The organism is Haloarcula sp. H-hyl6, assembly GCF_056934455.1.
This window is the reverse complement of record NZ_JBRIIK010000001.1, coordinates 1,722,261-1,741,883: the sequence shown is the minus strand read 5'-3', so window position 1 is coordinate 1,741,883 and position 19,623 is coordinate 1,722,261. Positions and strand designations below refer to the sequence as shown.

General features: G+C 64.0%; 18 protein-coding genes and 2 pseudogenes. 8 read left to right on the top strand and 12 right to left on the bottom strand.

All coding sequences use genetic code 11. The annotated features are described in order from the left end of the window. The first annotated feature begins 219 nt into the window (after window positions 1–219). Window positions 220–1,413, top strand: a complete 1,194-nt coding sequence (locus Hhyl6_RS09205; RefSeq protein WP_483738908.1) for a CBS domain-containing protein — start codon at window positions 220–222, stop codon at window positions 1,411–1,413. Between the two features lie 136 nt (window positions 1,414–1,549). On the opposite strand, the gene Hhyl6_RS09200 is transcribed toward Hhyl6_RS09205, so the two are convergent. Beyond that, window positions 1,550–1,948 (bottom strand): DoxX family protein, encoded by a 399-nt coding sequence (locus tag Hhyl6_RS09200; protein WP_483738907.1) that lies wholly within the window; start codon window positions 1,946–1,948, stop codon window positions 1,550–1,552. 103 nt (window positions 1,949–2,051) lie between these two features. Continuing rightward, complete coding sequence (locus Hhyl6_RS09195) at window positions 2,052–2,735, bottom strand: class I SAM-dependent methyltransferase (RefSeq protein ID WP_483738906.1); 684 nt, start codon at window positions 2,733–2,735, stop codon at window positions 2,052–2,054. A 1,872-nt stretch (window positions 2,736–4,607) separates the two neighbouring features. Here Hhyl6_RS09195 and Hhyl6_RS09190 point away from each other — a divergent pair. Both Hhyl6_RS09190 and Hhyl6_RS09185 read left to right on the top strand, forming a co-directional pair. Next, a complete protein-coding gene (locus tag Hhyl6_RS09190; RefSeq protein WP_483739692.1) occupies window positions 4,608–5,336 on the top strand; it encodes an HNH endonuclease in 729 nt (242 codons plus the stop codon). Window positions 5,337–5,725: 389 nt separating this feature from the next. After that, window positions 5,726–5,925 (top strand): annotated as a pseudogene (locus tag Hhyl6_RS09185) (cytochrome P450); the annotation flags it as partial. A gap of 67 nt (window positions 5,926–5,992) precedes the next feature. On the opposite strand, the gene Hhyl6_RS09180 reads toward Hhyl6_RS09185, so the two are convergent. Beyond that, on the bottom strand, window positions 5,993–6,262 hold the full coding sequence (locus Hhyl6_RS09180; protein ID WP_483738905.1) for a DUF7571 family protein: 270 nt from the start codon (window positions 6,260–6,262) through the stop codon (window positions 5,993–5,995). Between the two features lie 207 nt (window positions 6,263–6,469). Between Hhyl6_RS09180 and Hhyl6_RS09175 the strand changes: the two are divergent. Beyond that, a pseudogene (locus Hhyl6_RS09175) lies at window positions 6,470–6,641 on the top strand (DUF5814 domain-containing protein); the annotation flags it as partial. Window positions 6,642–6,663: 22 nt separating this feature from the next. On the opposite strand, the gene Hhyl6_RS09170 reads toward Hhyl6_RS09175, so the two are convergent. Further along, entirely contained in the window at window positions 6,664–7,725 is a 1,062-nt protein-coding gene (locus Hhyl6_RS09170; protein WP_483738904.1) for a TrmB family transcriptional regulator, read from the bottom strand. Window positions 7,726–7,861: 136 nt separating this feature from the next. Between Hhyl6_RS09170 and Hhyl6_RS09165 the strand changes: the two genes are divergently transcribed. Next, window positions 7,862–8,800, top strand: a complete 939-nt coding sequence (locus Hhyl6_RS09165; RefSeq protein WP_483738903.1) for a hypothetical protein — start codon at window positions 7,862–7,864, stop codon at window positions 8,798–8,800. A 49-nt stretch (window positions 8,801–8,849) separates the two neighbouring features. Here the strand turns inward: Hhyl6_RS09165 and Hhyl6_RS09160 are convergent, their stop codons facing one another. Genes Hhyl6_RS09160 through Hhyl6_RS09140 form a run of 5 tightly spaced genes read right to left on the bottom strand, consistent with a single transcriptional unit; the run spans window position 8,850 to window position 14,370 of the window. Next, complete coding sequence (locus Hhyl6_RS09160; RefSeq protein ID WP_483738902.1) at window positions 8,850–9,998, bottom strand: ABC transporter ATP-binding protein; 1,149 nt, start codon at window positions 9,996–9,998, stop codon at window positions 8,850–8,852. Then, complete coding sequence (locus Hhyl6_RS09155; RefSeq protein ID WP_483738901.1) at window positions 9,991–11,151, bottom strand: ABC transporter ATP-binding protein; 1,161 nt, start codon at window positions 11,149–11,151, stop codon at window positions 9,991–9,993. The genes Hhyl6_RS09160 and Hhyl6_RS09155 overlap by 8 nt, the downstream gene beginning before the upstream one ends. 2 nt (window positions 11,152–11,153) lie before the next feature. Further along, window positions 11,154–12,050, bottom strand: coding sequence for a carbohydrate ABC transporter permease (locus tag Hhyl6_RS09150; protein WP_483738900.1), 897 nt, complete (start codon window positions 12,048–12,050; stop codon window positions 11,154–11,156). After that, the gene (locus Hhyl6_RS09145; RefSeq protein WP_483738899.1) at window positions 12,047–12,940 is read right to left on the bottom strand and encodes a carbohydrate ABC transporter permease; all 894 of its coding nucleotides are present in this window, start codon (window positions 12,938–12,940) and stop codon (window positions 12,047–12,049) included. Before Hhyl6_RS09145 ends, Hhyl6_RS09150 begins: the two co-directional genes overlap by 4 nt. A gap of 26 nt (window positions 12,941–12,966) precedes the next feature. After that, the gene (locus tag Hhyl6_RS09140; RefSeq protein WP_483738898.1) at window positions 12,967–14,370 is read right to left on the bottom strand and encodes an ABC transporter substrate-binding protein; all 1,404 of its coding nucleotides are present in this window, start codon (window positions 14,368–14,370) and stop codon (window positions 12,967–12,969) included. A gap of 171 nt (window positions 14,371–14,541) precedes the next feature. Here Hhyl6_RS09140 and Hhyl6_RS09135 point away from each other — a divergent pair, with 171 nt between their 5' ends. The 3 genes from Hhyl6_RS09135 to Hhyl6_RS09125 all read left to right on the top strand — a co-directional run bounded on the left by Hhyl6_RS09135 (window position 14,542) and on the right by Hhyl6_RS09125 (window position 17,385). Next, a complete protein-coding gene (locus Hhyl6_RS09135; protein WP_483738897.1) occupies window positions 14,542–16,566 on the top strand; it encodes an amylo-alpha-1,6-glucosidase in 2,025 nt (674 codons plus the stop codon). Between the two features lie 123 nt (window positions 16,567–16,689). Continuing rightward, the gene (locus Hhyl6_RS09130; RefSeq protein WP_483738896.1) at window positions 16,690–17,142 is read left to right on the top strand and encodes a DUF5814 domain-containing protein; all 453 of its coding nucleotides are present in this window, start codon (window positions 16,690–16,692) and stop codon (window positions 17,140–17,142) included. A 57-nt stretch (window positions 17,143–17,199) separates the two neighbouring features. Continuing rightward, entirely contained in the window at window positions 17,200–17,385 is a 186-nt protein-coding gene (locus tag Hhyl6_RS09125; RefSeq protein WP_483738895.1) for a hypothetical protein, read from the top strand. Between the two features lie 79 nt (window positions 17,386–17,464). On the opposite strand, the gene dpsA (Hhyl6_RS09120) is transcribed toward Hhyl6_RS09125, so the two are convergent. The 3 genes from dpsA (Hhyl6_RS09120) to dpsA (Hhyl6_RS09110) are packed head-to-tail and all read right to left on the bottom strand — an operon-like array spanning window position 17,465 to window position 19,163. Beyond that, window positions 17,465–18,031, bottom strand: coding sequence for a DNA starvation/stationary phase protection protein DpsA (gene dpsA / locus Hhyl6_RS09120; protein ID WP_483738894.1), 567 nt, complete (start codon window positions 18,029–18,031; stop codon window positions 17,465–17,467). Then, a complete protein-coding gene (gene dpsA / locus Hhyl6_RS09115) occupies window positions 18,028–18,609 on the bottom strand; it encodes a DNA starvation/stationary phase protection protein DpsA (protein WP_483738893.1) in 582 nt (193 codons plus the stop codon). Before dpsA (Hhyl6_RS09115) ends, dpsA (Hhyl6_RS09120) begins: the two co-directional genes overlap by 4 nt. 8 nt (window positions 18,610–18,617) lie before the next feature. Beyond that, on the bottom strand, window positions 18,618–19,163 hold the full coding sequence (dpsA, locus tag Hhyl6_RS09110; protein ID WP_483738892.1) for a DNA starvation/stationary phase protection protein DpsA: 546 nt from the start codon (window positions 19,161–19,163) through the stop codon (window positions 18,618–18,620). Between the last annotated feature and the right edge of the window lie 460 nt (window positions 19,164–19,623).

Here is a 19,623-nt window from a genome sequence, read left to right as displayed (position 1 = left end):
GGCGGAACTGGAACAGCCAGAAAGCCCCCGACTGCTCGACGAGCGAAACGACGTAAGCACGCGAGCGAAGGAAGCGCACAGCGAGTCGCGGGACTGCAGACGGCCGGGGCCGTCTGGCTCTGCGTCGCAGTCTCGTCGAGACAGGTTCCTACCGAAACGACTGGTCCACCGTTCGCTAGCCACAGCGCGTTTAAGTCGGTCCACCGACAACAGTATCACATGCGTCGGTTCCGCATCGGGAGCGCCTTCGGCATCCCCATCCAACTCGACCTGACGTTCCTGCTGGTCCTGCCCCTGTTCGCGTGGATTATCGGGACGCAGGTCGAACAGACGACGGCGTTGTTGAACGACTCGCTCGGTGCGGGCCTCGACCCGGCGGTACTGACCGACGGGAGTCTGGTCTGGGTCCTCGGTATCGTCGCCGCCGTCGGCCTCTTCACCGGCGTCGTCCTGCACGAACTGGGCCACTCGCTGGTCGCCATCCGCTACGGCTACCCCATCGACTCCATCACGCTGTGGCTGTTCGGCGGCATCGCCCAGTTGACCGAGACGCCCGAGGACTGGAAGCAGGAACTCGCCATCGCCGTCGCGGGACCCGTCGTCAGCGTCGCCCTAGGCGTGCTCTCGTACCTCGCCTTCGTCGTCCTGCCCGGCACGCAGTCGACCGTCGTGGAGGCCGCTCGCTTCGTGCTGGCCTACCTCGCCCTGATGAACCTCGCGCTGGCGGTGTTCAACATGCTCCCGGGGTTCCCGATGGACGGCGGCCGGGTCCTGCGTGCCTTGCTCGCTCGCACCCGCCCGTACGCCCGAGCGACGAAGATAGCCGCCGAGGTGGGGAAGATATTCGCCGTCATGCTCGGCCTCTTCGGCCTGTTCGTCGCCGGCAACATCTTCCTGGCCGGCCTCGCCTTCTTCATCTACATCGGCGCCGAGGGCGAGTCCCGGCAGACGACGATGGCCGCCGCCTTCGAGGGCGTGACGGTGCAGGACGTGATGACCCCCGCCGACCGCGTAACCTCGGTCACGCCCCGCATGTCGGTCCGTGAACTCATCCAGACGATGTTCGAGGAACGGCACACCGGCTACCCCGTCGAGAAGGACGGCGAAGTCGTCGGCCTCGTCACCTTAGAGGACGCTCGCGCCGTGCGAGAGGTCGAACGCGAGGCCTACACCGTCGGAGACGTGATGACGACCGACCTCTACACCGTCTCGCCGGACAGCGACGTGATGGACGCGCTGACCCAACTCCAGCAGAACTCCGTCGGCCGACTGGTCGTCACCGACGAGTCCGGGGAGTTCCTCGGCCTGCTCACCCGGTCGGACATCATGACCGCGCTCTCCATCATCAAGTCCAGCAGCGAGTACGGCTCAATCGGTGGGTCAGAGTCGCGGTCGTTGCGACCCGAACCGTGACGACATCGGCCTGACGGCGAACTGGGCGTGGCTACGTCGGCCCCCAAGCGAGGTGCTTCGCCGTGGGTCGACACGGAGTCTGGAAGACCTCCTCTTCGAGGACCCGAGATGGGACAGACTGGGCCACTCGTGTCCGTCATCCGCCGTCGGTGTACCAGTACGCCCACAGGACCAACACGCCCTGGAGCGGCAGCCGTCCCCAGCGAGCGAGCGCCGAGGGGTCACCCCCACCCGGTATCCCCTCGACGACGACCCCGCTGGTCGCCATGTAGACGTTGGCCGGAAAGACCGACAGCAGCAACGCGATGGTCGCCCACGCCGCGTAGGGTCGCGTCCGTGGGACCAGCAAGCCCACGCCGACGGCGACTTCGGCCACCCCGGAGAGGTAGACCAGCGCGAGCGGTGCGGGCAGGACCGGGGGGACGATCTGGACGTACAGGTCCGGAACGACGAAGTGCAACAGTCCCGCGAGGACGTACAGCGGGGCCATCACGTACAACAGCGGGCGTTTGAGTCGCGTCAAGTCGGGACGCATCTGTCGGCCGTTCGGGCCGAGGGCTGAAGAACCCACCACCGGCCAGACACAGACGCGTCCTGCCCAGCGACACAACGGCTGCCGAGGCCGGAGTCACCGGCCCTTACGCCGACGGCCGTGCCTCGATAAGTGTCACCATCCCGAGGACGTGCGTCTCGGCGTCGACCACCGACAACTCGGTTTCCTCGAAATGAGCCAGCGGGTCCTGCGTCCACCGACAGCCGTGTTTCTCGTAGTGGGCGTCGGCGCGCCACTCCAGTAGTCGATTGAGCAGGCCGACGTCGCTGCGGCCGTGTTCGAGCAACAGCACTCGCCCGTCGGGCCGACAGACCCGTGCCATCTCTGTGAGCGCCGCCACCGGGTCCGGAAAGGTACACGTCGAGAGCGCGGAGATGACGGTATCGAAACTGTCGTCGTGGAACTGTAACTCCTGGGCGTCCATCCGATACACCGTGCCACCGCGTCGCAGCCGCTGGAGTTCTGCCCGTGCGTTGGCCACCATCTCCGGGCTGACGTCGACGCCGACTAGCTGGGCCGTCTCGGGGAGATACCGGAAGTTCGTGCCCGCCCCACAGGCGACGTCGAGGACCCGACCACGCGCGTCGCCGAAGGCTCGCTTTCGGAGCGGCCCGCTGAACAGCCGGTTCGCCCAGTCCCAGCGCGCGTAGCGTGCAGCCATGTCGTCGTAGAGATCCGCGACGTCCCCGCTGGACAGGTGACGGGTGTCGCCTACCTCGGGCTGGCTGTCCGTGGAGTCGGTCGCCGTCGAGGGGCTATCCGGAGCCATTGGATGGGGCTAGCTCCGTCCACTGGCGACATATAGACTGGCCAAGTGCGAGGGGCGGATGGGGGAAACGGTGGTCCGGATGTGGAGACATTCTAGACCGGGACCACCGGCCGAGAACGGATTGTGAACGAGATGGCTCGCTCTCAGTCGCCAGTTCGGCGGTCGTACTCGACGTTCTGGGCTGCAAGAATGTACTGAGGGAATTGACGAGTCCAGCTAGGCCGATGTTCCCGAACCACCCAAAACGGTCGCAAAACCTCCCTCAGAAGGCCGATATTACGTATCGGCAGCCCGGATGGCCCCCTGCAGAGACCCCGGTTCGCCCCCCAGAAAGCTTCATACTCGGTCCTCGTCTAGCGATTTCGCGAGATGGATACTCGGGATACTTGGTGGGTCACGAATCGGCGACCCGGGCCGGCGGCGGCCCTACTCCCGCCCGCTGACTCCGCCCGCGTCGGCGCGACAGCACGACGGGACACTCTCCGCAGACTCGAGTTCGCTATCTCGACGCAACACTCCTTGCGGGGCGTCGACCGAGTATGAAACAGACCGTATGGGTACAAGCCATGGAAAATCGGCGTTCGAGTCGGGTGGTCCAGCTATGGAGTCCTCCGTCGGTAGGACGGGGACCACGACTGTACCACATCCCCCTCGACGAACCGGTCTCGGGCGGTCCCCGGAGCCGTGACCGAGCGTATGGCCGGCTATAGGGCCGGTCTGCCCAACCTTGGAGAAATCCTCCGCTAGTACTGAGAGATTGATGCCGAGACAATCCTGAGACGGGGCCAACGAAGCCGTGGCTGAAACGGCGAAACTATCACCCGGCGAGCGGGCGCGCGACGGCAGGCTGAGACGGTGGAGGTGTATGAAGACATCCAATATGACAGAATTCGTAGTTTTTTCAAGGATAGGCAAACCGCTATACTCTACCAACCTTGGACGGACTTCTGAGCGGAACGATACCGAATCTGTCTGTTTCTCTATCACGGGCTCTCGTGTGAGTGGAATCCGCATCGTCGGTATGTGGCTCTCAGCAGGTCGCTTCTCCATGTTGCCGTCGACGCCGCGGCGCACACAAACGTACCATGCCCTCCGGGAACCGGGTCGTCTAGACAGGACCCTGTCTTCAGTATTCTCTGTAGGCGGGGCGATGTTCCAGGGTTGGGTAGTGTCAGCGTCACTGGGGAAGGTGGTCTCGTGGACTAACCAACATCGAGCGTTTCAGAGGCCGCTGTTGGATAGCGTCGCCCATCGTCGATTTCCGAGTACTACCGCCGACACACCGGTCATGTACCGCGCCCCGAGACACAGCGTCGAGATGACTCACCGACTCCGCAGTATCACCCTGAGGGGCGGTGGGCCGGCGGCGCCGACACACTCGACGTAAATCTGGCATCCGTTTCGAACCACCAACGAAACGGGAGCCGTGCCGGCATCGCGGACGGCTCAAGCGAATCATAAGTCGAGCCGTCGGCATGTGGGTTTTCGTAATGAACGGGAGGGAGTGCCACCTGGGCCCCGACAGCTGACGACATCTGAACGACCAGCTGTCAGAGCCGCTCCTGACGGTCATGTGTCGGCGAGTCGTCGCCCTGCAAAGTCTGCTGTCTGTTTCGGTTGTAGCGTGGATACGCAGCAGCGCCACAGAAATGTGAGCCAGCAGCACATCGGGCGAGATCTATCAGTGCGCCCGCGACGGGCGCGGGCGCACGGGTGCCCGATGTCGATTATGGCACGAATACGAATACAACGCATAGCGGTTGGACAGTCCAGAGAGCGAGTGTGTGAGCAGTTTACACCCGAAACGAGGGGGTTCCGGTGAGCGAATATCCCTGCCCGGAGTGTGAGCATGAGTTTAAATCGGAACGGGGGATGAAGATCCACCATGCGCACAGCCATGGTGTCTCCTCCGTGACGACGAAGTGTGAAAACTGTGGGGAGCATTTTGAAAAGAAAGGACAGCAGAAATATTGCTCGGATGAGTGTCGCCGTGCAGGCAGATCACAGGGAGCAAAAGCCCGATCAGAATGTGCCAGTTGTGGTGAGAGCTTCAAGTACTACCCATCCAGACGCACTGGGAAGTACTGCTCACCATGCTACGCGGACGATGACAAAGAGACCGTTACGCGGTTAACAGAAACCGCCAACCCACGGTGGAACGGTGGAAAGCGAGTCTGCCAGTGTGCAGTGTGCGGAGAGCGAGTTGAGCGATATCCGAGCCAGATAGGCGAGACTGTTCTCTGTAGCAAATCCTGTCACAGTACGTGGCTGTCAGAAGCGTTCACTGGTGAAGGGCACCCGAACTGGGAGGGTGGTGGAAACGAGGACTACGGCCAGGGGTGGAGAGCAGTTCGTCAGCGAGCACTCAAGCGAGATGGATACCAGTGCGCCGTCTGTGGACGAACAGACGAAGAGATGGGGAGAAATCCAGATGTACATCACATCAGGCCCGTGAAGTGGTTTATCGGCTCAGACGACCACACACGTGAGGACGCACACTACCTGAAAAACGTGATTTCACTGTGTATCAGTTGCCATCGAAAAGCCGAGTTTGGCAAGGTAGAATCAGACTATCTTAGATCACTAATTCGAGAATCGTAAACGGGCGTTACGGGAGATATTTGACCATAGTACGATATTCGGAGAGTTAAATTAAGAAAAGTCCGGGCGCGGGAATCGAACCCGCCTCTTAGCCACCACAAGGCTAAAGGATGCCACTACCCCAGCCCGGACACGCTGGCTGAAGCATTCTTAGATATCCCGCTGGCACAGAAATACGTTACGAATCGATGTTCTGGATCGAGTGACGTCTTCGCATTTGGACCCTTGCCGGGGCTGGATTCGGAGCGAAAACCAGCGGCGCAATATCCCTGCGAACGCACCGGTCAAGACACGCCAGGAATACGTCGTCACCACTACGAGTTGGGTGCTGTACTGACTCGGCCTCAAGGCGTCTGTGTGGGAGTGACGAGCCGGGAGAGCACTCGCATCCGACGTTCGCGTACTTCTCTTTTGCCGGCGGCCCGCGTCGCTGCATCGGGGACCGCTTTGCCATGCTCGAAGCGCGGCTCGTCCTCGCAACCATCGCCCAGGAGTGGACCGTCAAGCCACACGACGACCACTCGTTTGCCCCCTCCATTACGCTCAGGCCCGAGGCCCCGTCGAGACGACGGTCCATCGGTGCGATTGACAGTCAGCGACTGCCGGCACCAGTTTCGTGCACCCACTCACGCGGCCGCCGTGAGAACCCGCCGCGTTCAGTTGGTGGCGGTGTCGATATGCCATCCGGGGTCGGTACCCGTCTGGTCGAGATGGTCGGCCCGACAGGCGGGACAGTAGTCGGGGGTCTTCGATTCGCTCCGGGGGACGTAGACCGCGCCGTCGCACTCGCTACACGCATCGGGAACGATGGTCGTACAGTCGACACAGAGATTGAATTCGTCGACTGTGAGTTCACGCAGGGGCTCGAGGTGTTTGTCCAAGAGATACTCGTCGATGACCGCCTGACAGTTGTGGCACGGTTGCATGACGATTCACTCGGGACCATGTGAGCAGTTCACAAGTATCTGTCGACCACCCGGATTTTCGCCGTGACAGGTGGTCGCCGAGACTGGCCGGTGAGCGTCTCCACAGGGGAAAAGATGCGCGCCCAGCCGTCAGGAAGTGGCGCTTCGCCGTTGCGCCAGTGAGACTGGTGACGAGGCCGTGTTTCAGAGGGAAGCATGGCCATACCCGACGACGCCTCCCGAGAGCGCGTGCTGGACTTCGCGGAGGACTTCATGGACTGTGACTGTCAGGCCGCCCCCCACTGTGGCTGTCCGGAGCGCAAGTTCGTCAGCTATCTGTTGGAACTGCACGAACAGGGACTGGACCCGGACTGCCGTCATCGGCGTAACGAGCGACGACGACAGTCCGGGCGACGCACCGGTCAGTCGGCGACCGGGGTGATTTCGATGCCCGTCGCCGCGATATCTTCGACTGTCGCTCGCCACCCACCGACGGTGAGCCTCTCGTCCGGCGTCGACAGTGTCAGCGACGAGACGGTCGGTGGAGCCAGCGAGAAATCGATGGCGACCTCGCTGCGCAGTTCGTAATCGGCGATCTCGCCCTCCCACGTGTCGGGTTCGTGTGAGTCGGTGTGGTATCCCTCGACTGTCGCACGGAACCGGGTCCCGTCGTCGAGTTCGGAGCGGAGGTCGGTAATCGCTCGGCGCGGGTCCAGATACCGACGCGGGAACGTCCGCCCCGTCTGGACGACGGCCGAGGCGCCCCAGACGGTCTCGGTGTAGTCCTGCAACAGCAAGACGAGGTTCGACTCCTGTGTAATCAGGTATCGTTGCGTGTCCTGTATCGGGTGGTTGCTCCCGAAGATACCGTAGGTCCGGTCGGCGGCGACGACCGTGTCTGCCGTCGCCCGGGACCGGACCGACATCTGCTCGGGATACGTGCGCTCGACGGTCGAGTCGTCGCCGCTCATCAGTAGTCTGACGGTGACACCGCTGTCGAGCGCCACCTGGAGCTCCGGGTCTATCTGCCGGTAGATGCGCGGCGACGTGGCGACGACGAGCCAGTACTCGGCGGCCTCTATCGCCCGCTTGATGTGCCGGAGCGCTGTCTGTTCACGGCTCGCCATCGTCACGTAGTCGTCGGACACGTCGATGGTGTCGTCGTGGACCCGGCGCAGTTCCGAACTCAGCGTGTCGATAGTGTCGCTCAGTTCGTCGATTCGCCGTCGTTTGAGGTCTCCCAGTACGTCCTCGGGTGACGGCGCGATAATCTCTTTCCCACGCCCGCGAGACCGGATTTCGACGAGCCCCATCTCCTCGAGGTCGTACAGCACGTCGTAGATGCGCCCCTGCGGGACGCCAGAGACGTCGACGAGGTCCTGCGGGGTGGCCTTCCCCGAGCGAACGGCAGCCACGTACGCCTTCGATTGATACGACGTCAGGCCGAGTTCTTCGAGTCGGCCGGTCAGTCGACTGTCACTCATGCGTCGAGCGTGCCGGTGTCGGGTTGTCGTCTCCGCTGTGCGTTGGTTCGCGCTGGCTCGGACGCCTCAAGACGGTGTGCATCAGACGTGTAAACGTCCCCCGCGTTATTTAACACCACGATTCGTGGTTGTTATCATGTCGACCTACGCGACGCCTCCGGCGATCGACGTCGCCGCGGCAGAGACGTTGCTCGAACCGTCCGGGGAGGGACAAGGATACTGGGTGGGCGCGCCGTGTATCCACCGACACGACGGCGTGGCGTACCTCGCCGTCCGGTGGCGTGACCCCGACCGGCGCGGCCACGAGGTGACGGTCTACGAGTACGGCGACGACGGCTCGCTCACGCAGCAGGCGAACCTGACGGCCGCCGACCTCGGGGTGGTGAGCGTCGAGCGAGTGGCACTCGTCACGGACCCGCACACGGGCGCGCTCCAGTGTTACGTCCCCGTCGACCGCGGCGGGAACGACTGGGTCATACAGAAACTCGCCGACGTCGACGACCCGTCGGAACTCGACCCGGACACTGCACGGACCGTCCTCAGACCCGAACCGGGGACGACCGACGCGGGGACGGTCAAAGACCCGGTCATCGAGACGGTCGGGGGGCGGTACTACATGTTCTATGCAGGGGCCGACGGGCGCTCCGAACAGGCGCATCTGGCGACCAGCGTCGACGGCGAGACGTGGACCCGCCACGGGGACAACCCCGTCATCGAACGGGCGTACTGGCACGACCACCACGTCAGGGTATCGGCCGTCGTTCCTGCGCCCGATGCGCCCGTCTGGCTCGTGTTCTACGAGGGCAGCGGCGTCAGTGACACGGGCCGGACGTGGAACCTCCGGACGGGCGTGGCGGTGTCGCCGGACCTCGAACGGATGACCGACACCTCGCCCGACGGCCCCGTCTACAGCGGTCCGGCCGCCGAGCGGAAGACCGGGGTCGACACCTTCGCCACCTGCCGGTACGTCGACGTGTTGCCCCGCGGAGACGAGTGGGAGGTCTTCGCCGAAGTCGCTCGCGAGGACGACTCGTTCGACCTCCGGCGGACGACGGTCCCGGCACCGGGACTGTGACGGTCGCTCCCCGGCAGGCAGACCGAGCGGCGCGGCCGTGGACGCCGGGTCAGGCGTCTCGACCGCGCGCCGCGACCGAACGGGCACTGGTGGCTATCGCCTCGCCCGTCTCGGCGTCGAACAGATAGACGTCCGACGGCGAGACGCTGAGACGGACCGTATCACCGGGTTCCGGTTTGACGCTCGGTGGCGTGACGGCCGTCACCTCCGTCTCACCGACCAGCAGGTGGACGAAGTTGTCGCTCCCCTGATACTCCGTGACGACGACCTCCGCCTCGAACGCCGGTCCGTCGGGCGACGGCGCGTCGACGTCGATGTCCTCCGGTCGGATTCCCACGACGGCCTCCTCTCCGGGGGCGGTCGTCACCCCGCTCGGCACGTCGGCGAGCGAAATCGTCGGGTCGTCGACCGGGTACCGGGCCGTGTATCGGTGGCCGTCCTGCCGGTCGAGGACCGCCGGGAGTTGGTTCATCGACGGGTTGCCGAGGAAGTCGGCGACGAACCGATTCGTCGGGTCCGCGTACACCCGGTCCGGCGGCCCCGCCTGCTGGAGGACCCCGTCGTCGAGGACGGCGATGCGGTCGGCCATCGTCATGGCTTCCTTCTGGTCGTGGGTGACGTAGACGGTAGTGATGTCCAGTTCCGACTGGAGGCGCTGGAGTTCGGTCCGCATCTCCGACCGGAGTTTCGCGTCGAGGCTCGCCAGCGGTTCGTCGAGGAGGAAGACGTCCGGTTCGCGGACCATCGCCCGGCCGAGCGAGACCCGCTGTTTCTGTCCGCCAGAGAGGTCAGTCACCGGCCGGTCCAACAGGTCCGCGATGTCGAACATCTCGGCCATCTCCTCGACCCGCGCCTCCCGCTCGGCAGCCGGGAGGTCCGTCGAGTGCTTCAGCCCGTAGGCCATGTTCTCGCGGACGGACATCATCGTGTAGAGCCCGTAGTCCTGGAACACCATCGCGATGGACCGGTCGCTGGGGTGGAGTCCCGTCACGTCGCGGCCGTCGATGCGGATTGTCCCGTCGGAGACGGTTTCGAGCCCCGCAATCATCCGCAGCGTCGTCGTCTTGCCACATCCGGAGGGGCCGAGCAACACGAGCAGTTCGTCCTCGACGGTCAGCGAGAAGTCGCTGACGGCGGTTTCGGTTCCCTGTGCGTCGTCGTACCGCTTCGTGACGCTGTCGATGTCGAGTTCAACCATCGTCCATCCGCCTCCCGTCGGCGTCGAAGTACGACATGGCGTCCGCGTCGAACGTCACCGCCGTCGACGAGCCACGGTCGAGGCTCTCCGGCACCGACCGGGTCCGGACCTCGAAGGTTCGGCCCCCGGCTTCGACCGTGAGTTCGTACGCGCGACCGATGGGCTCGACGACCGTGACCCGGCAATCGATGGGAGAAGTCTCCTCGGGAGGGCCTGCCGCTGTGCGCTCGCCCGCGAGATAGACGTCCTCGGGTCGAATACCGACCCGTCGCGCCCCCGACGGCTTCGTGGCGGTGAGAGCGTCGACGACCGGCCCGCCCTCGTCGGTGACGTCGAAGACGTTCATAGAGGGGTCCCCGAGGAAGGCAGCGACGAACTCCGAGTTGGGTCGGCGGTACACCTCCTCGGGCGTCCCGACCTGCTCGATACGTCCCCCGTTCATGACGGCGATACGGTCGGCGAGGCTCATCGCTTCCTCTTGGTCGTGAGTGACGTAGAGCGTCGTGATGCCGAGTCGCTGCTGGAGGTCGCGGAGTTCCGACCGGGTCTGCACGCGGAGCTTCGCGTCGAGGTTCGACAGCGGTTCGTCCATGAGCAGGACCGACGGATTCCGTGCGAGCGCCCGCCCGACCGCGACCCGCTGGCGCTGGCCGCCCGAGAGCGCGGCCGGTTGTTTGTCGAGAAGGTCCGTGATGTCCAGGAGCGCCGCCGTCGACTGGATGCGCTCCGTGACCGCGGGCTCGTCGAGGTCCGTCTTCCGGAGCGGGAACCGGATGTTCTCGCGGACTGTCTTGTGGGGGTACAACGCGTAGCTCTGGAACACCATCGCCACGTCGCGGTCCTGTGGAATCGTCCGCGAGACGTCCCGGTCGCCGATAGTGACGGTGCCATCCGTTATCGGTTCGAGCCCGGCGACCATCCGCAGGGTCGTCGTCTTTCCGCATCCGGAGGGACCGAGCAACACGACCAGTTCGCCGCTGTCGACCTCGAGGTCCACACCGTCAACGGCCAGCGTCTCGTCGAACCGTTTCGTGAGCGCGCTCAGTTGGACCGGATTACCGCCGACGGCGTCACCGACCGCCCCGATGGCGGGACGCTCGGACGAACCGTCTTCGGTCAGGTCCCCCGCCGCCGAACGACTGTGTTCAGACATCGTTACCCCTCCACCGCCCCGGCCGTCAGTCCTTTGACCATGTATTGTTCGAGGTACAGGAACATCACGATAATCGGCAGCGTGGTGAGGAACGACGCCGCCATTATCTGCCCCCAGACGTTGTTGAAGTTGCTGTTCATCTGCTCGATTCCGATGGGGAGCGTGAGCTTCGCCTGTGACTTGAGGAACACCGACGCGAAGATGTACTCGTTCCACGCTATCTTGAACGCGAAGAGGAAGGCGGCGACGAGCACCGGAAGGCTCAGGGGAACGACCACGCGAAAGATAGTCTCGACCCGGGAGTAGCCGTCGAGGAGCGCCGCCTCCTCTATCTCGACCGGCAGGCTCTCGAAGTAGTTCCAGAGCATGTACAGCGTGAGCGGGAGCGTACTCACGGTGTACGTGATGAACAGGGACAACCGGGTGTCGACGAGGCCGAAGCGCGCGAGCAACTGGAACAGCGGAACGACGACCGTAATCGCCGAGAGCATGTAGACGACGACGACGCCGCGTCGTACGATACCGTTGCCCGGGAACTCCAGCCGCGTGAAACTGTACGCCCCGACGACGCCGACGACCAGCGAGAACGACGCCGTCACCAGCGCGACGAGCGCGCTGTTGAAGAAGTAGCTCGTGAACGCGAACGTCTGGGAGGTGAACAACACGGTGTACTGCGACAGCGTTATCTCGCCGGGGAGCAGCGACGGGTTGTCCGAGTAGATGGCAGCGTCCGGGGTGAGACTCGTGACGAGCATCACGTAGAACGGGAGGAGCGCGATAAGGAGCGTCAACCCCAGACTCACGTAGAACCCGACGTGTCCGAGTCGGCTGTCGGTGTCGTAGCCCGTTTTGAGGACGTTCAGACTCGACCGGACCTGTGCGTAGATGCGGAGTATCATATCTTGTCCTCCCCGAACAGCGTGACGAACCCGATCAGGAACATCGCCTGCACGAGGAACAGGAGGAGCGAAATCGCCGCACCGGTCCCCTGTTCGAAGTTAGCGAAGGCGGTCTGATAGGCGAATATCGGGAGTGTGAGAACCTGCCGCGTGAGCAGCCAGACCTGCGCGAAGGCGTTGAACTCCCAGATGAACCTGAGCAAGACGACGATGGCGATGGTCCCGCGTAGCTCCGGGAAGGTGATGTCTTTGAACTGGGCGAGTGCACCCGCCCCGTCGATGCGCGCCGCCTCGTACATCGACTCCGGAATCGCCTGGAGACGGGCGACGATGAGGAGGAACGCGAACGGGAAGTTCCGCCACGCCGAGAATATGATTACCATGGGGAGCGCCGTGGAACTCTGGGCCAACAGGCCCGTACTGTTGCTGTATAGCCCCCACTGGGCGAGCATGTTCGGAATCGCGCCCCAGAGCGGACTGAGCATGAACTGCCAGACGAACGCGACGGCGATTATCGGGGTGACGTGTGGCAACAGTACCAACCCGCGGGCGAGCCGCCGCCCCCTGAACTCCCGGTTGAACAGTATCGCGACGGCCAACCCGGCCACCGTCGAGACGACAGTGCTCCCGACAGTGAACACGAGCGTCGTCCAGAACGCGTTCCAGAACCGGGGACTAGACAACAACCCGACGTAGTTCTCTAGCCCGACCCACGTCGGCGCCTTGTCCGGGTTCAACGGGACGTTGGTGAAACTGAGGTAGACGTTGTACGCGATCGGGTAGAGGATGACCGCGCCGATGAGGAGGACGGCGGGCAGAATTAACCCGATACCGAGGAGCGTCTCTCGTCGCTGTGCCGGCGACTCGAAGTACTGCTCGAGACCCGTCACGGACGCGAGTCGAGTCCCGACGGACATCATTCGAGCGCGCTACGCATCTTTTCCGCCTGCTCAGTCGCGACGGTCTGGGGGTCGTCGCCTTTGATGCAGACGCGGTTGACCGCCTCTGCGACCAGCGACTGGCTAGATATCTGGCCGAACTCCGGCACGAGAGTGCCGTTGACGACGTCGAACCGGTCCATGTTCCCCAGCGCCGAGGATATCTGGTTGATAGTGTCGCTCCACGCCGAGAGCGTCTCGTTGTCGCGGTACGCCTCGCTCTCCGAGGTCGACTTGAGGACCGGCATCGTGCCGCCGGGTTGGGTGTGCACCCACTTGACGTACGAGTCGCCGGTCATGATGTGGTTGACGAGATTTCTCGACGAGGCGAGTTTGGCGTCGCTGTCGTCGAAGATGCAGTGTCCGAGTACCTGCCCGTACGTGCTCCGTCGCTGTTTCTCGGTCGCCGGAGCAAGCCCCGTATCGGCGACCATCTCCTCGCCCTCGTCGGCTAACAGGTCCGGGAGCAGGTACGACGAGTAGAGGAACATGTGTTCCTGTTCGTTCCCGTAGAGGCTCCGCGTGTCGTTGAACGTGACCGAACCGGGCGTGTACTGGCTCAGTTGTTGGTAGTACTCCAGGGTCTCGACCATCTCCTGTGAGTCGAAGACGACGTTCGCGTCCTCGTCGAGGACCTTCGCGCCGTTGGAGCGAGCGAACTGCGTGAAGCACTGGCGGGCATACGCGTCGACCTGCGTCCCGAACCCGATACCGTACGTGTCGTTGTCCGGGTCGTGGAACGTCTCGGCCGCCGTGAGGATGGCGTCCCACGTCACGGGCGGTTCGAGACCGGCCTCTTCGAACGCGCTCTTGCGGTACCAGATGCCCTGGACCCACGCGTCGGCCGGAACGCCGTAGTACCCTCCCTCACCGTCACTCATGAACTGTAACGGCCCGTCCCGGAAGTCGTCCTCACCGATTTCGTCGACGACCGACGTCGTACTCTCCGAGGAGAGCGTGCCGTCGGCACCGAGTCGCTGAATCGTCTGGATCGCCAGCAGTCCCACGTTGGGCAACGTATCTGACGCGACCGCGCTCGACAGCTGTTCGGAGATGTCGTCGTTGTCGACGTATCGGGTATCGACAGTCGTCCCGGCACTCTCCTGAAAATTGCTGACGATAGTGTTGATCGGTTCCCGGAAGTCGTCGCCGTTGTGGATGTTCCAGTACCCGATCTTACTCGCCGTCTCCTGTCCGCCACCGTCGCCGTCACCACCGCCGCCATCGCCGCCATCGCCGCCATCGTTGCCGTCGCCCCCACCACATCCAGCCAGCCCGGTCGCGGCCGCGATACTACCCAGTTCGAGGAGTCGCCGACGACTCAGCGACCGTCGCTCCGTTTTCGCCGCCCAATCATGTCCCGTGTTATCATGCGGAGGCATATGCAGAACTGTTTGCAACAATCATTTAAAATTCTATTGGATAACAACCTCTCGGAGTTGTTGTGTTCATCCAAAGTGTTATTTTTCTGCCCTTCACACTCTGGACCATGGTTGCAAGCCAAACCGAATCAGCTTCCGACCCGCGTGAAACCGTCAGCCGAGGGTGAACAGATGGCTCAGGAGACGCTCGTGGACGGGTATACGTACCTGGTGTTCCCGACCGCCGACCACTCCGATATCACCGCCGGAGACACCGGCGGGCTGTACGACCGGGATACGCGGTATCTCTCTCGACTGTCCTGCGGTGTCGCGACGGGAACGTTGACACGACTTCAGTCGACGCTGGTTTCTCCACGGAGTCGAACCGAGACGCTCGCTCCGGCCACGACCGAGGTGAACGCGATGACCGGTACCGGGGAGGTCCCGAAACACACAGACCGGTCGTTCACACGCCGCCTCAGCGTGACGGAGGGACACGGTGCCGTCCAGACCGTCACCGTCCGCAACCATTCACCGGACCCCCAGTCAGTGGAGTTACGACTCGGATTCGAGGCCGATTTCGCCGACTTGTTCGAAGTACGAGGGTTCGAAGCCGACATCGACCGGACCGTCGAGACCCGCGTCTCCGAGGACGCCGTCCGCAAGGCCTACTCGTTCGCACACGGCGACGCGGACACGGCGTACTCGACGACCATCGCCTTCGACCCAGTCCCCTCGGGCCTCTCTGACGACGAAGCGCGGTTCTCGCTCACCGTCAAGCCGCGAGATACCGCGACGGTGACGACCCGAATCGGTCTCGATGACACGCTCCCCCCAGCGGAAACGCTGGCGACGGACACAGACCGCGTCGATATCCCTGCGGTCCCTACGGCCGACGATGGAGTCGCCGACGTGGTTGAACAGGCCGCTGCGGACCTCCGCGCGCTGACCACGGAGACCGAGTACGGCTACGTCCCGTTGGCTGGGACGCCATGGTTCGTCGCCCCGTTCGGTCGGGACTCGCTCATCACGGCCTATCAGGCGCTCCCGGTCGCCCCGAAACTGGCGACCGGAACGTTGCGGTATCTCGCGGCACATCAGGGCCAGCGAGACGACGAGGGCCGCGAAGAGGAACGGGGGAAGATATTCCACGAACAGCGCCACGGGGAACTCGCGGCCCGAGAAATCGTGCCACACACGCCGTACTACGGCACTATCGACGCGACGCCGCTGTGGGTCCTCCTGCTCGCCGAGACCTGTGACTGGCGAGGGGGGCCGGCGTTAGCCACCGAACTCGCCGGGTCGTTACGGCCGGCCCTCGACTGGATATACGACACGAGTACGTCCGGACCCGACGACCCGTTTCTCTATTATACGACCGCCGACACCGGCCTCGCACACAGGGGCTGGAAAGACACGACGGCGAGCGTCCGGTTCGCCGACGGGTCGACCGCCGAGGGACCGCTCGCTCTCGCGGAGGTACAGGGGTACGCCGCGGCCGCCCTCCGGCGTGGGAGTTCCCTCCTCGCGCAGGTCGCCCGTCGCGAGGGCTCTCCCGACGTCTCGACGGACCGCTGTGCGGACTATCGCGAACAGGCCGCGGCTATCGAACGCACCTTCGACGACCAGTTCTGGCTCCCAGACCGCTCCTTCTACGGCCTCGCGAAGACCGGCGAGGGAGATATCGTCGACGCAGTGACGTCCAACGTCGGCCAGTGCCTGTGGACCGGGCTCGTGCCAGAGTCGAGAGCCGAGACGGTCGTCAAGACGCTCCAGCGTCCCGAACTGGCCGACGGGTGGGGTATCCGGACGATGAGCGCCGCCGACGCCGGCTACAGCCCGGTGTCGTACCACGCAGGCGGCGTCTGGCCGCACGACACGTCGCTCATCGCCATCGGACTCAGCCGCTACGGTTACGGCGACGTCGCAGAACAGATGGGGCGACACGTCCTCGACGCCGGCGCGAGTACACGACACGAACGACTCCCGGAACTCTACTGTGGATTCGACCGCGAAACCGAACCGACCCCCTACCCGGCTACCTGTGTCCCGCAGGCGTGGGGCGCTGGCGCTCCGTTCGCACTGCTCCGAGCCGCGTTTGGACTCCGACCCACCGACGACGGGACCATCGTCTCCACCCGGTCGTCGTCGTTGTTCCCGGAGCGCGCTCTCGACCACGTACGCGACTGCTGGGGTGAGGTAGAGCGACAACGGTAGCGCCGACGGCACCGAGTCGGTGTGCCGATACCACAGATGCCGACGGAGGCCGATACGCATCCTGAAGCGGTGGCGAGAGTCCCGAGACGCTTTTACACGGTCGGCAACTACGTATCCCCAAGCGTGGCCATCACGGACAAGATATACGTCAAGAACCACCAGCAACTCGCCTCCCAGTTAGAGACGAGTTTCCCCAAGGGTGCGTTCAAGGGGGCGACGCTCGACATCCTCTTTCAGGGGGAGGGACTGGCCAAACTCGACGACGCCTCCCGCGAGCGCGTACTGGACTTCGCGGAGGACTTCATGGACTGTGACTGTCAGGCCGCACCCCACTGTGGCTGTCCGGAGCGGAAGTTCGTCAGCTACCTGCTGGAACTGCGCGAACAGGGGCTGGGACCGGACGCTATCGTCGACGTGATGAGCGACGACTACATGCTGTACGCCTACCCCGGAGACGTGCTCTCCTTCCTCGACGACAGCGTCAGGACGCTGGAAGCCGTCGAGACGCTAGCCGACGTGGACGGCCAGCGAGACGTCGTCGACGAGGTACAGCGACGGTGCAACCGACTGATGTAGCGGGACCGGAGACGGGCATCCGAAGCTTTTTGTTTTAGGTTCGCCGAAACTACGGTGATGACCACGTCTCGCAGCCAAACGTCGGGTACCGACGCCGGTGCCGACGCAGTCGGCGACGCGCCCACCGACGAGACTCCCGAACTGAACGTCTACGAAATCCACTCGGAGCGGACTGTCCTCACCGAGTCGGGAAGCACGGACTGTTGGATCGCCACCGACACGGTGGTCGCGCCGCCGCGATAGGGGTACCGTGCCGCCGTGGGGTAGTCGACGACAGACGGTATCACGAGAAGCGCCCCGCGAACGGGACCCGGGGGTGGGTCTACGACGTGTCCGCGCGCCGGACCAACGTGTCGTCGCCGAGGAACCGGTCGAGCGTGTGAGCGTCTCCCTCGAGTCTTTTCAGGTGGACGCGAAGTAGGTCACCTGTCGTCGCGTCGCCGAGTCGGTCGGCCAGTTCGACGTGGTCGCGCATCTGTACGGCGAGGGTCGCGTAGCCGTCGAGGTCCCGTTCGAGCGACGACCGCACGTCGTAGCGGTGCGGGGCCTCGATGTTCATCGGGGCGTGCTGTCGGATACCCATCGGGCCACAGACCGGAACGCCGCCGAGCGCGTGGACGCGAATCGCCACGTCGTCGGTCATCTCCGTGAGTCGGTCGGCGGCCGACCGGAGGAACGACGCGACGTCGTCCATTTCGGCGCCCTCCGCGGTCCAGTAGTGCTTTCTGACCTGGTTGAACAGGAGGTAGAACCCCGAGAGTTCGGCGTTGAGCGCGGTCACTAGCTGGGTCGCCGATTCCCGGTCCAGTCGCAGTTCGTTCGCACGGACGGTGTCCCACTCCTGTCGAACGTGCTCAGCGTCGGGTCGCCGCAGGTGTGGCGTACTCATGGTCGGTGGACGCTGTCCTCCAGAACGAGCGTGTCGTCTTCGAGGAACTGTTCGATGGCGTGTGCGTCGTCTTCGAGGGTTTTCAGGTGGTCTCGCAGGCGCGTCGCGGTGCCCGAATCGCCGACTCCCTCCGTGAGTTCGACGTGTTCGCGCATGCTCGCGACCAGCGTCGCGTACCCCTCGAGGTCGCCCTCCAGCGAGGCGCGGAGGTCGTAGAGGTCTTCGGCCTCCAAGTGGACCTCCGCGTACTCCTGAATCGTCGGCGGCGTGTTCGGCGGGATGCCGCCGAGTTCGACGATGCGGACGGCGAGGTCGTCGTTGATGGCTCGGACCCGCTTGTAGGCGTCTTCGAGGAAGTCGGCGACGTCGTCGAACTCCGCCCCCTCGGCCGTCCAGTAGTGCTTGCGCAGGAGGTAGAACAGGTTGAACGCCCCGGCGTGGTCGACGCTGATGGCTTCGACGACTTCCTCGGCGGCCTCGCGGTCGATGCGGAGAGCCGTCTCCTCGACGGTTCCCCACTCCTGACGGCGGTCGCCGGTGTCCGGGTCACGGACCAGCCCAATCTGGTGTTCCGTCATCTGCGGTCTCAGTTGAGTGCGTCTTCGAGCACGAGCGTGTCGTCTTCGAGGAAGTGCTCTATCTCGTGGGCGTCGTCTTCGAAGTCTTCGAGAACCTCTCGGAGCAGTTGCCCCGTCGCGAAGTCCCCGAGGTCTTCGACCAGCGAGACGTGTTCGCGCACGGACTCGACGACGTCGCCGTACATCTCGAGGTCGTTCTCCATCGACGTCCGCACGTCGTAGACGTCCGGCCCTTCGAACTCGACGGGCGCGTGGTCTGCGAGTTCGGCCGGGCCACTGACGGGGACGCCGCCCAGCGCTTGCACCCGTTCGGCGAGTTCGTCCGCGTTCTCCTCGGCGTCCTCGGCGGCGTCGCCGAACCACTCGTGGAGTTGCCCGAACTCCGCGCCCGCGACGTTCCAGTGGTGTTTGCGCAGTTGGTGGTAGAGGACGTAGGTGGACGCGAGGTCCACGTTCAGCGCCTCGACCACCTGTTCGGCCTTCTCGGTATCGATTCTGACGGCGTTCTCCTCGACGGTGCCGGCTTCACGCCGGAGTGATTCCTTGGCACTCATTGGCACACTCGACCTTGGAGAAGGAACGTAATAAGTATTGTCAGCACGGCAATGTTTTTTAGGCGTGCCAAACTCCGAAACGCGTAGGGGAGACGACCGGAAGCCACATAGGCTCGTTGTCACGCTCCTTCCCGCTAGCCTCGCATCTCTGGAGTGTGACCGTCAGGCAGTAACACAGCGGTGAGATTATATAGCAACAATCTGTCACCTAGGCAGAGGTGGACCGATGCTGGGTCCGCCGACGCTCGTTCGTCGGTCCACTCCCACTCCGGGAGACAGTGCACTTCACCGCCCCCTCCCGCGCCTCGTACCTGCCCCGCCAGACGTGGTTACCCCACACACTTTTAGGATAGCCTAAAGTACGGTACGCGTACGTCGTCCGTCGGTTCTTCGGTCCGCCAGAGTGAAGTTCCGCGAGTTTTTAGGCCAGCCTAAATCTAGTGGTTTTATCTGTTTTTAG

Coding starts and splice junctions, on each gene's coding strand:
- Hhyl6_RS09205 (WP_483738908.1), top strand. CDS start 220: ATGCGTCGGTTCCGCATCGGGAGCGCCTTCGGCATCCCCATCCAACTC.
- Hhyl6_RS09180 (WP_483738905.1), bottom strand. CDS start 6,262: ATGCAACCGTGCCACAACTGTCAGGCGGTCATCGACGAGTATCTCTTG.
- Hhyl6_RS09200 (WP_483738907.1), bottom strand. CDS start 1,948: ATGCGTCCCGACTTGACGCGACTCAAACGCCCGCTGTTGTACGTGATG.
- Hhyl6_RS09160 (WP_483738902.1), bottom strand. CDS start 9,998: ATGGTTGAACTCGACATCGACAGCGTCACGAAGCGGTACGACGACGCA.
- Hhyl6_RS09155 (WP_483738901.1), bottom strand. CDS start 11,151: ATGTCTGAACACAGTCGTTCGGCGGCGGGGGACCTGACCGAAGACGGT.
- Hhyl6_RS09140 (WP_483738898.1), bottom strand. CDS start 14,370: ATGCCTCCGCATGATAACACGGGACATGATTGGGCGGCGAAAACGGAG.
- Hhyl6_RS09190 (WP_483739692.1), top strand. CDS start 4,608: ATGAAGATCCACCATGCGCACAGCCATGGTGTCTCCTCCGTGACGACG.
- Hhyl6_RS09195 (WP_483738906.1), bottom strand. CDS start 2,735: ATGGCTCCGGATAGCCCCTCGACGGCGACCGACTCCACGGACAGCCAG.
- Hhyl6_RS09170 (WP_483738904.1), bottom strand. CDS start 7,725: ATGAGTGACAGTCGACTGACCGGCCGACTCGAAGAACTCGGCCTGACG.
- dpsA (WP_483738894.1), bottom strand. CDS start 18,031: ATGAGTACGCCACACCTGCGGCGACCCGACGCTGAGCACGTTCGACAG.
- Hhyl6_RS09125 (WP_483738895.1), top strand. CDS start 17,200: ATGACCACGTCTCGCAGCCAAACGTCGGGTACCGACGCCGGTGCCGAC.
- Hhyl6_RS09165 (WP_483738903.1), top strand. CDS start 7,862: ATGTCGACCTACGCGACGCCTCCGGCGATCGACGTCGCCGCGGCAGAG.
- dpsA (WP_483738893.1), bottom strand. CDS start 18,609: ATGACGGAACACCAGATTGGGCTGGTCCGTGACCCGGACACCGGCGAC.
- dpsA (WP_483738892.1), bottom strand. CDS start 19,163: ATGAGTGCCAAGGAATCACTCCGGCGTGAAGCCGGCACCGTCGAGGAG.
- Hhyl6_RS09135 (WP_483738897.1), top strand. CDS start 14,542: ATGGCTCAGGAGACGCTCGTGGACGGGTATACGTACCTGGTGTTCCCG.
- Hhyl6_RS09150 (WP_483738900.1), bottom strand. CDS start 12,050: ATGATACTCCGCATCTACGCACAGGTCCGGTCGAGTCTGAACGTCCTC.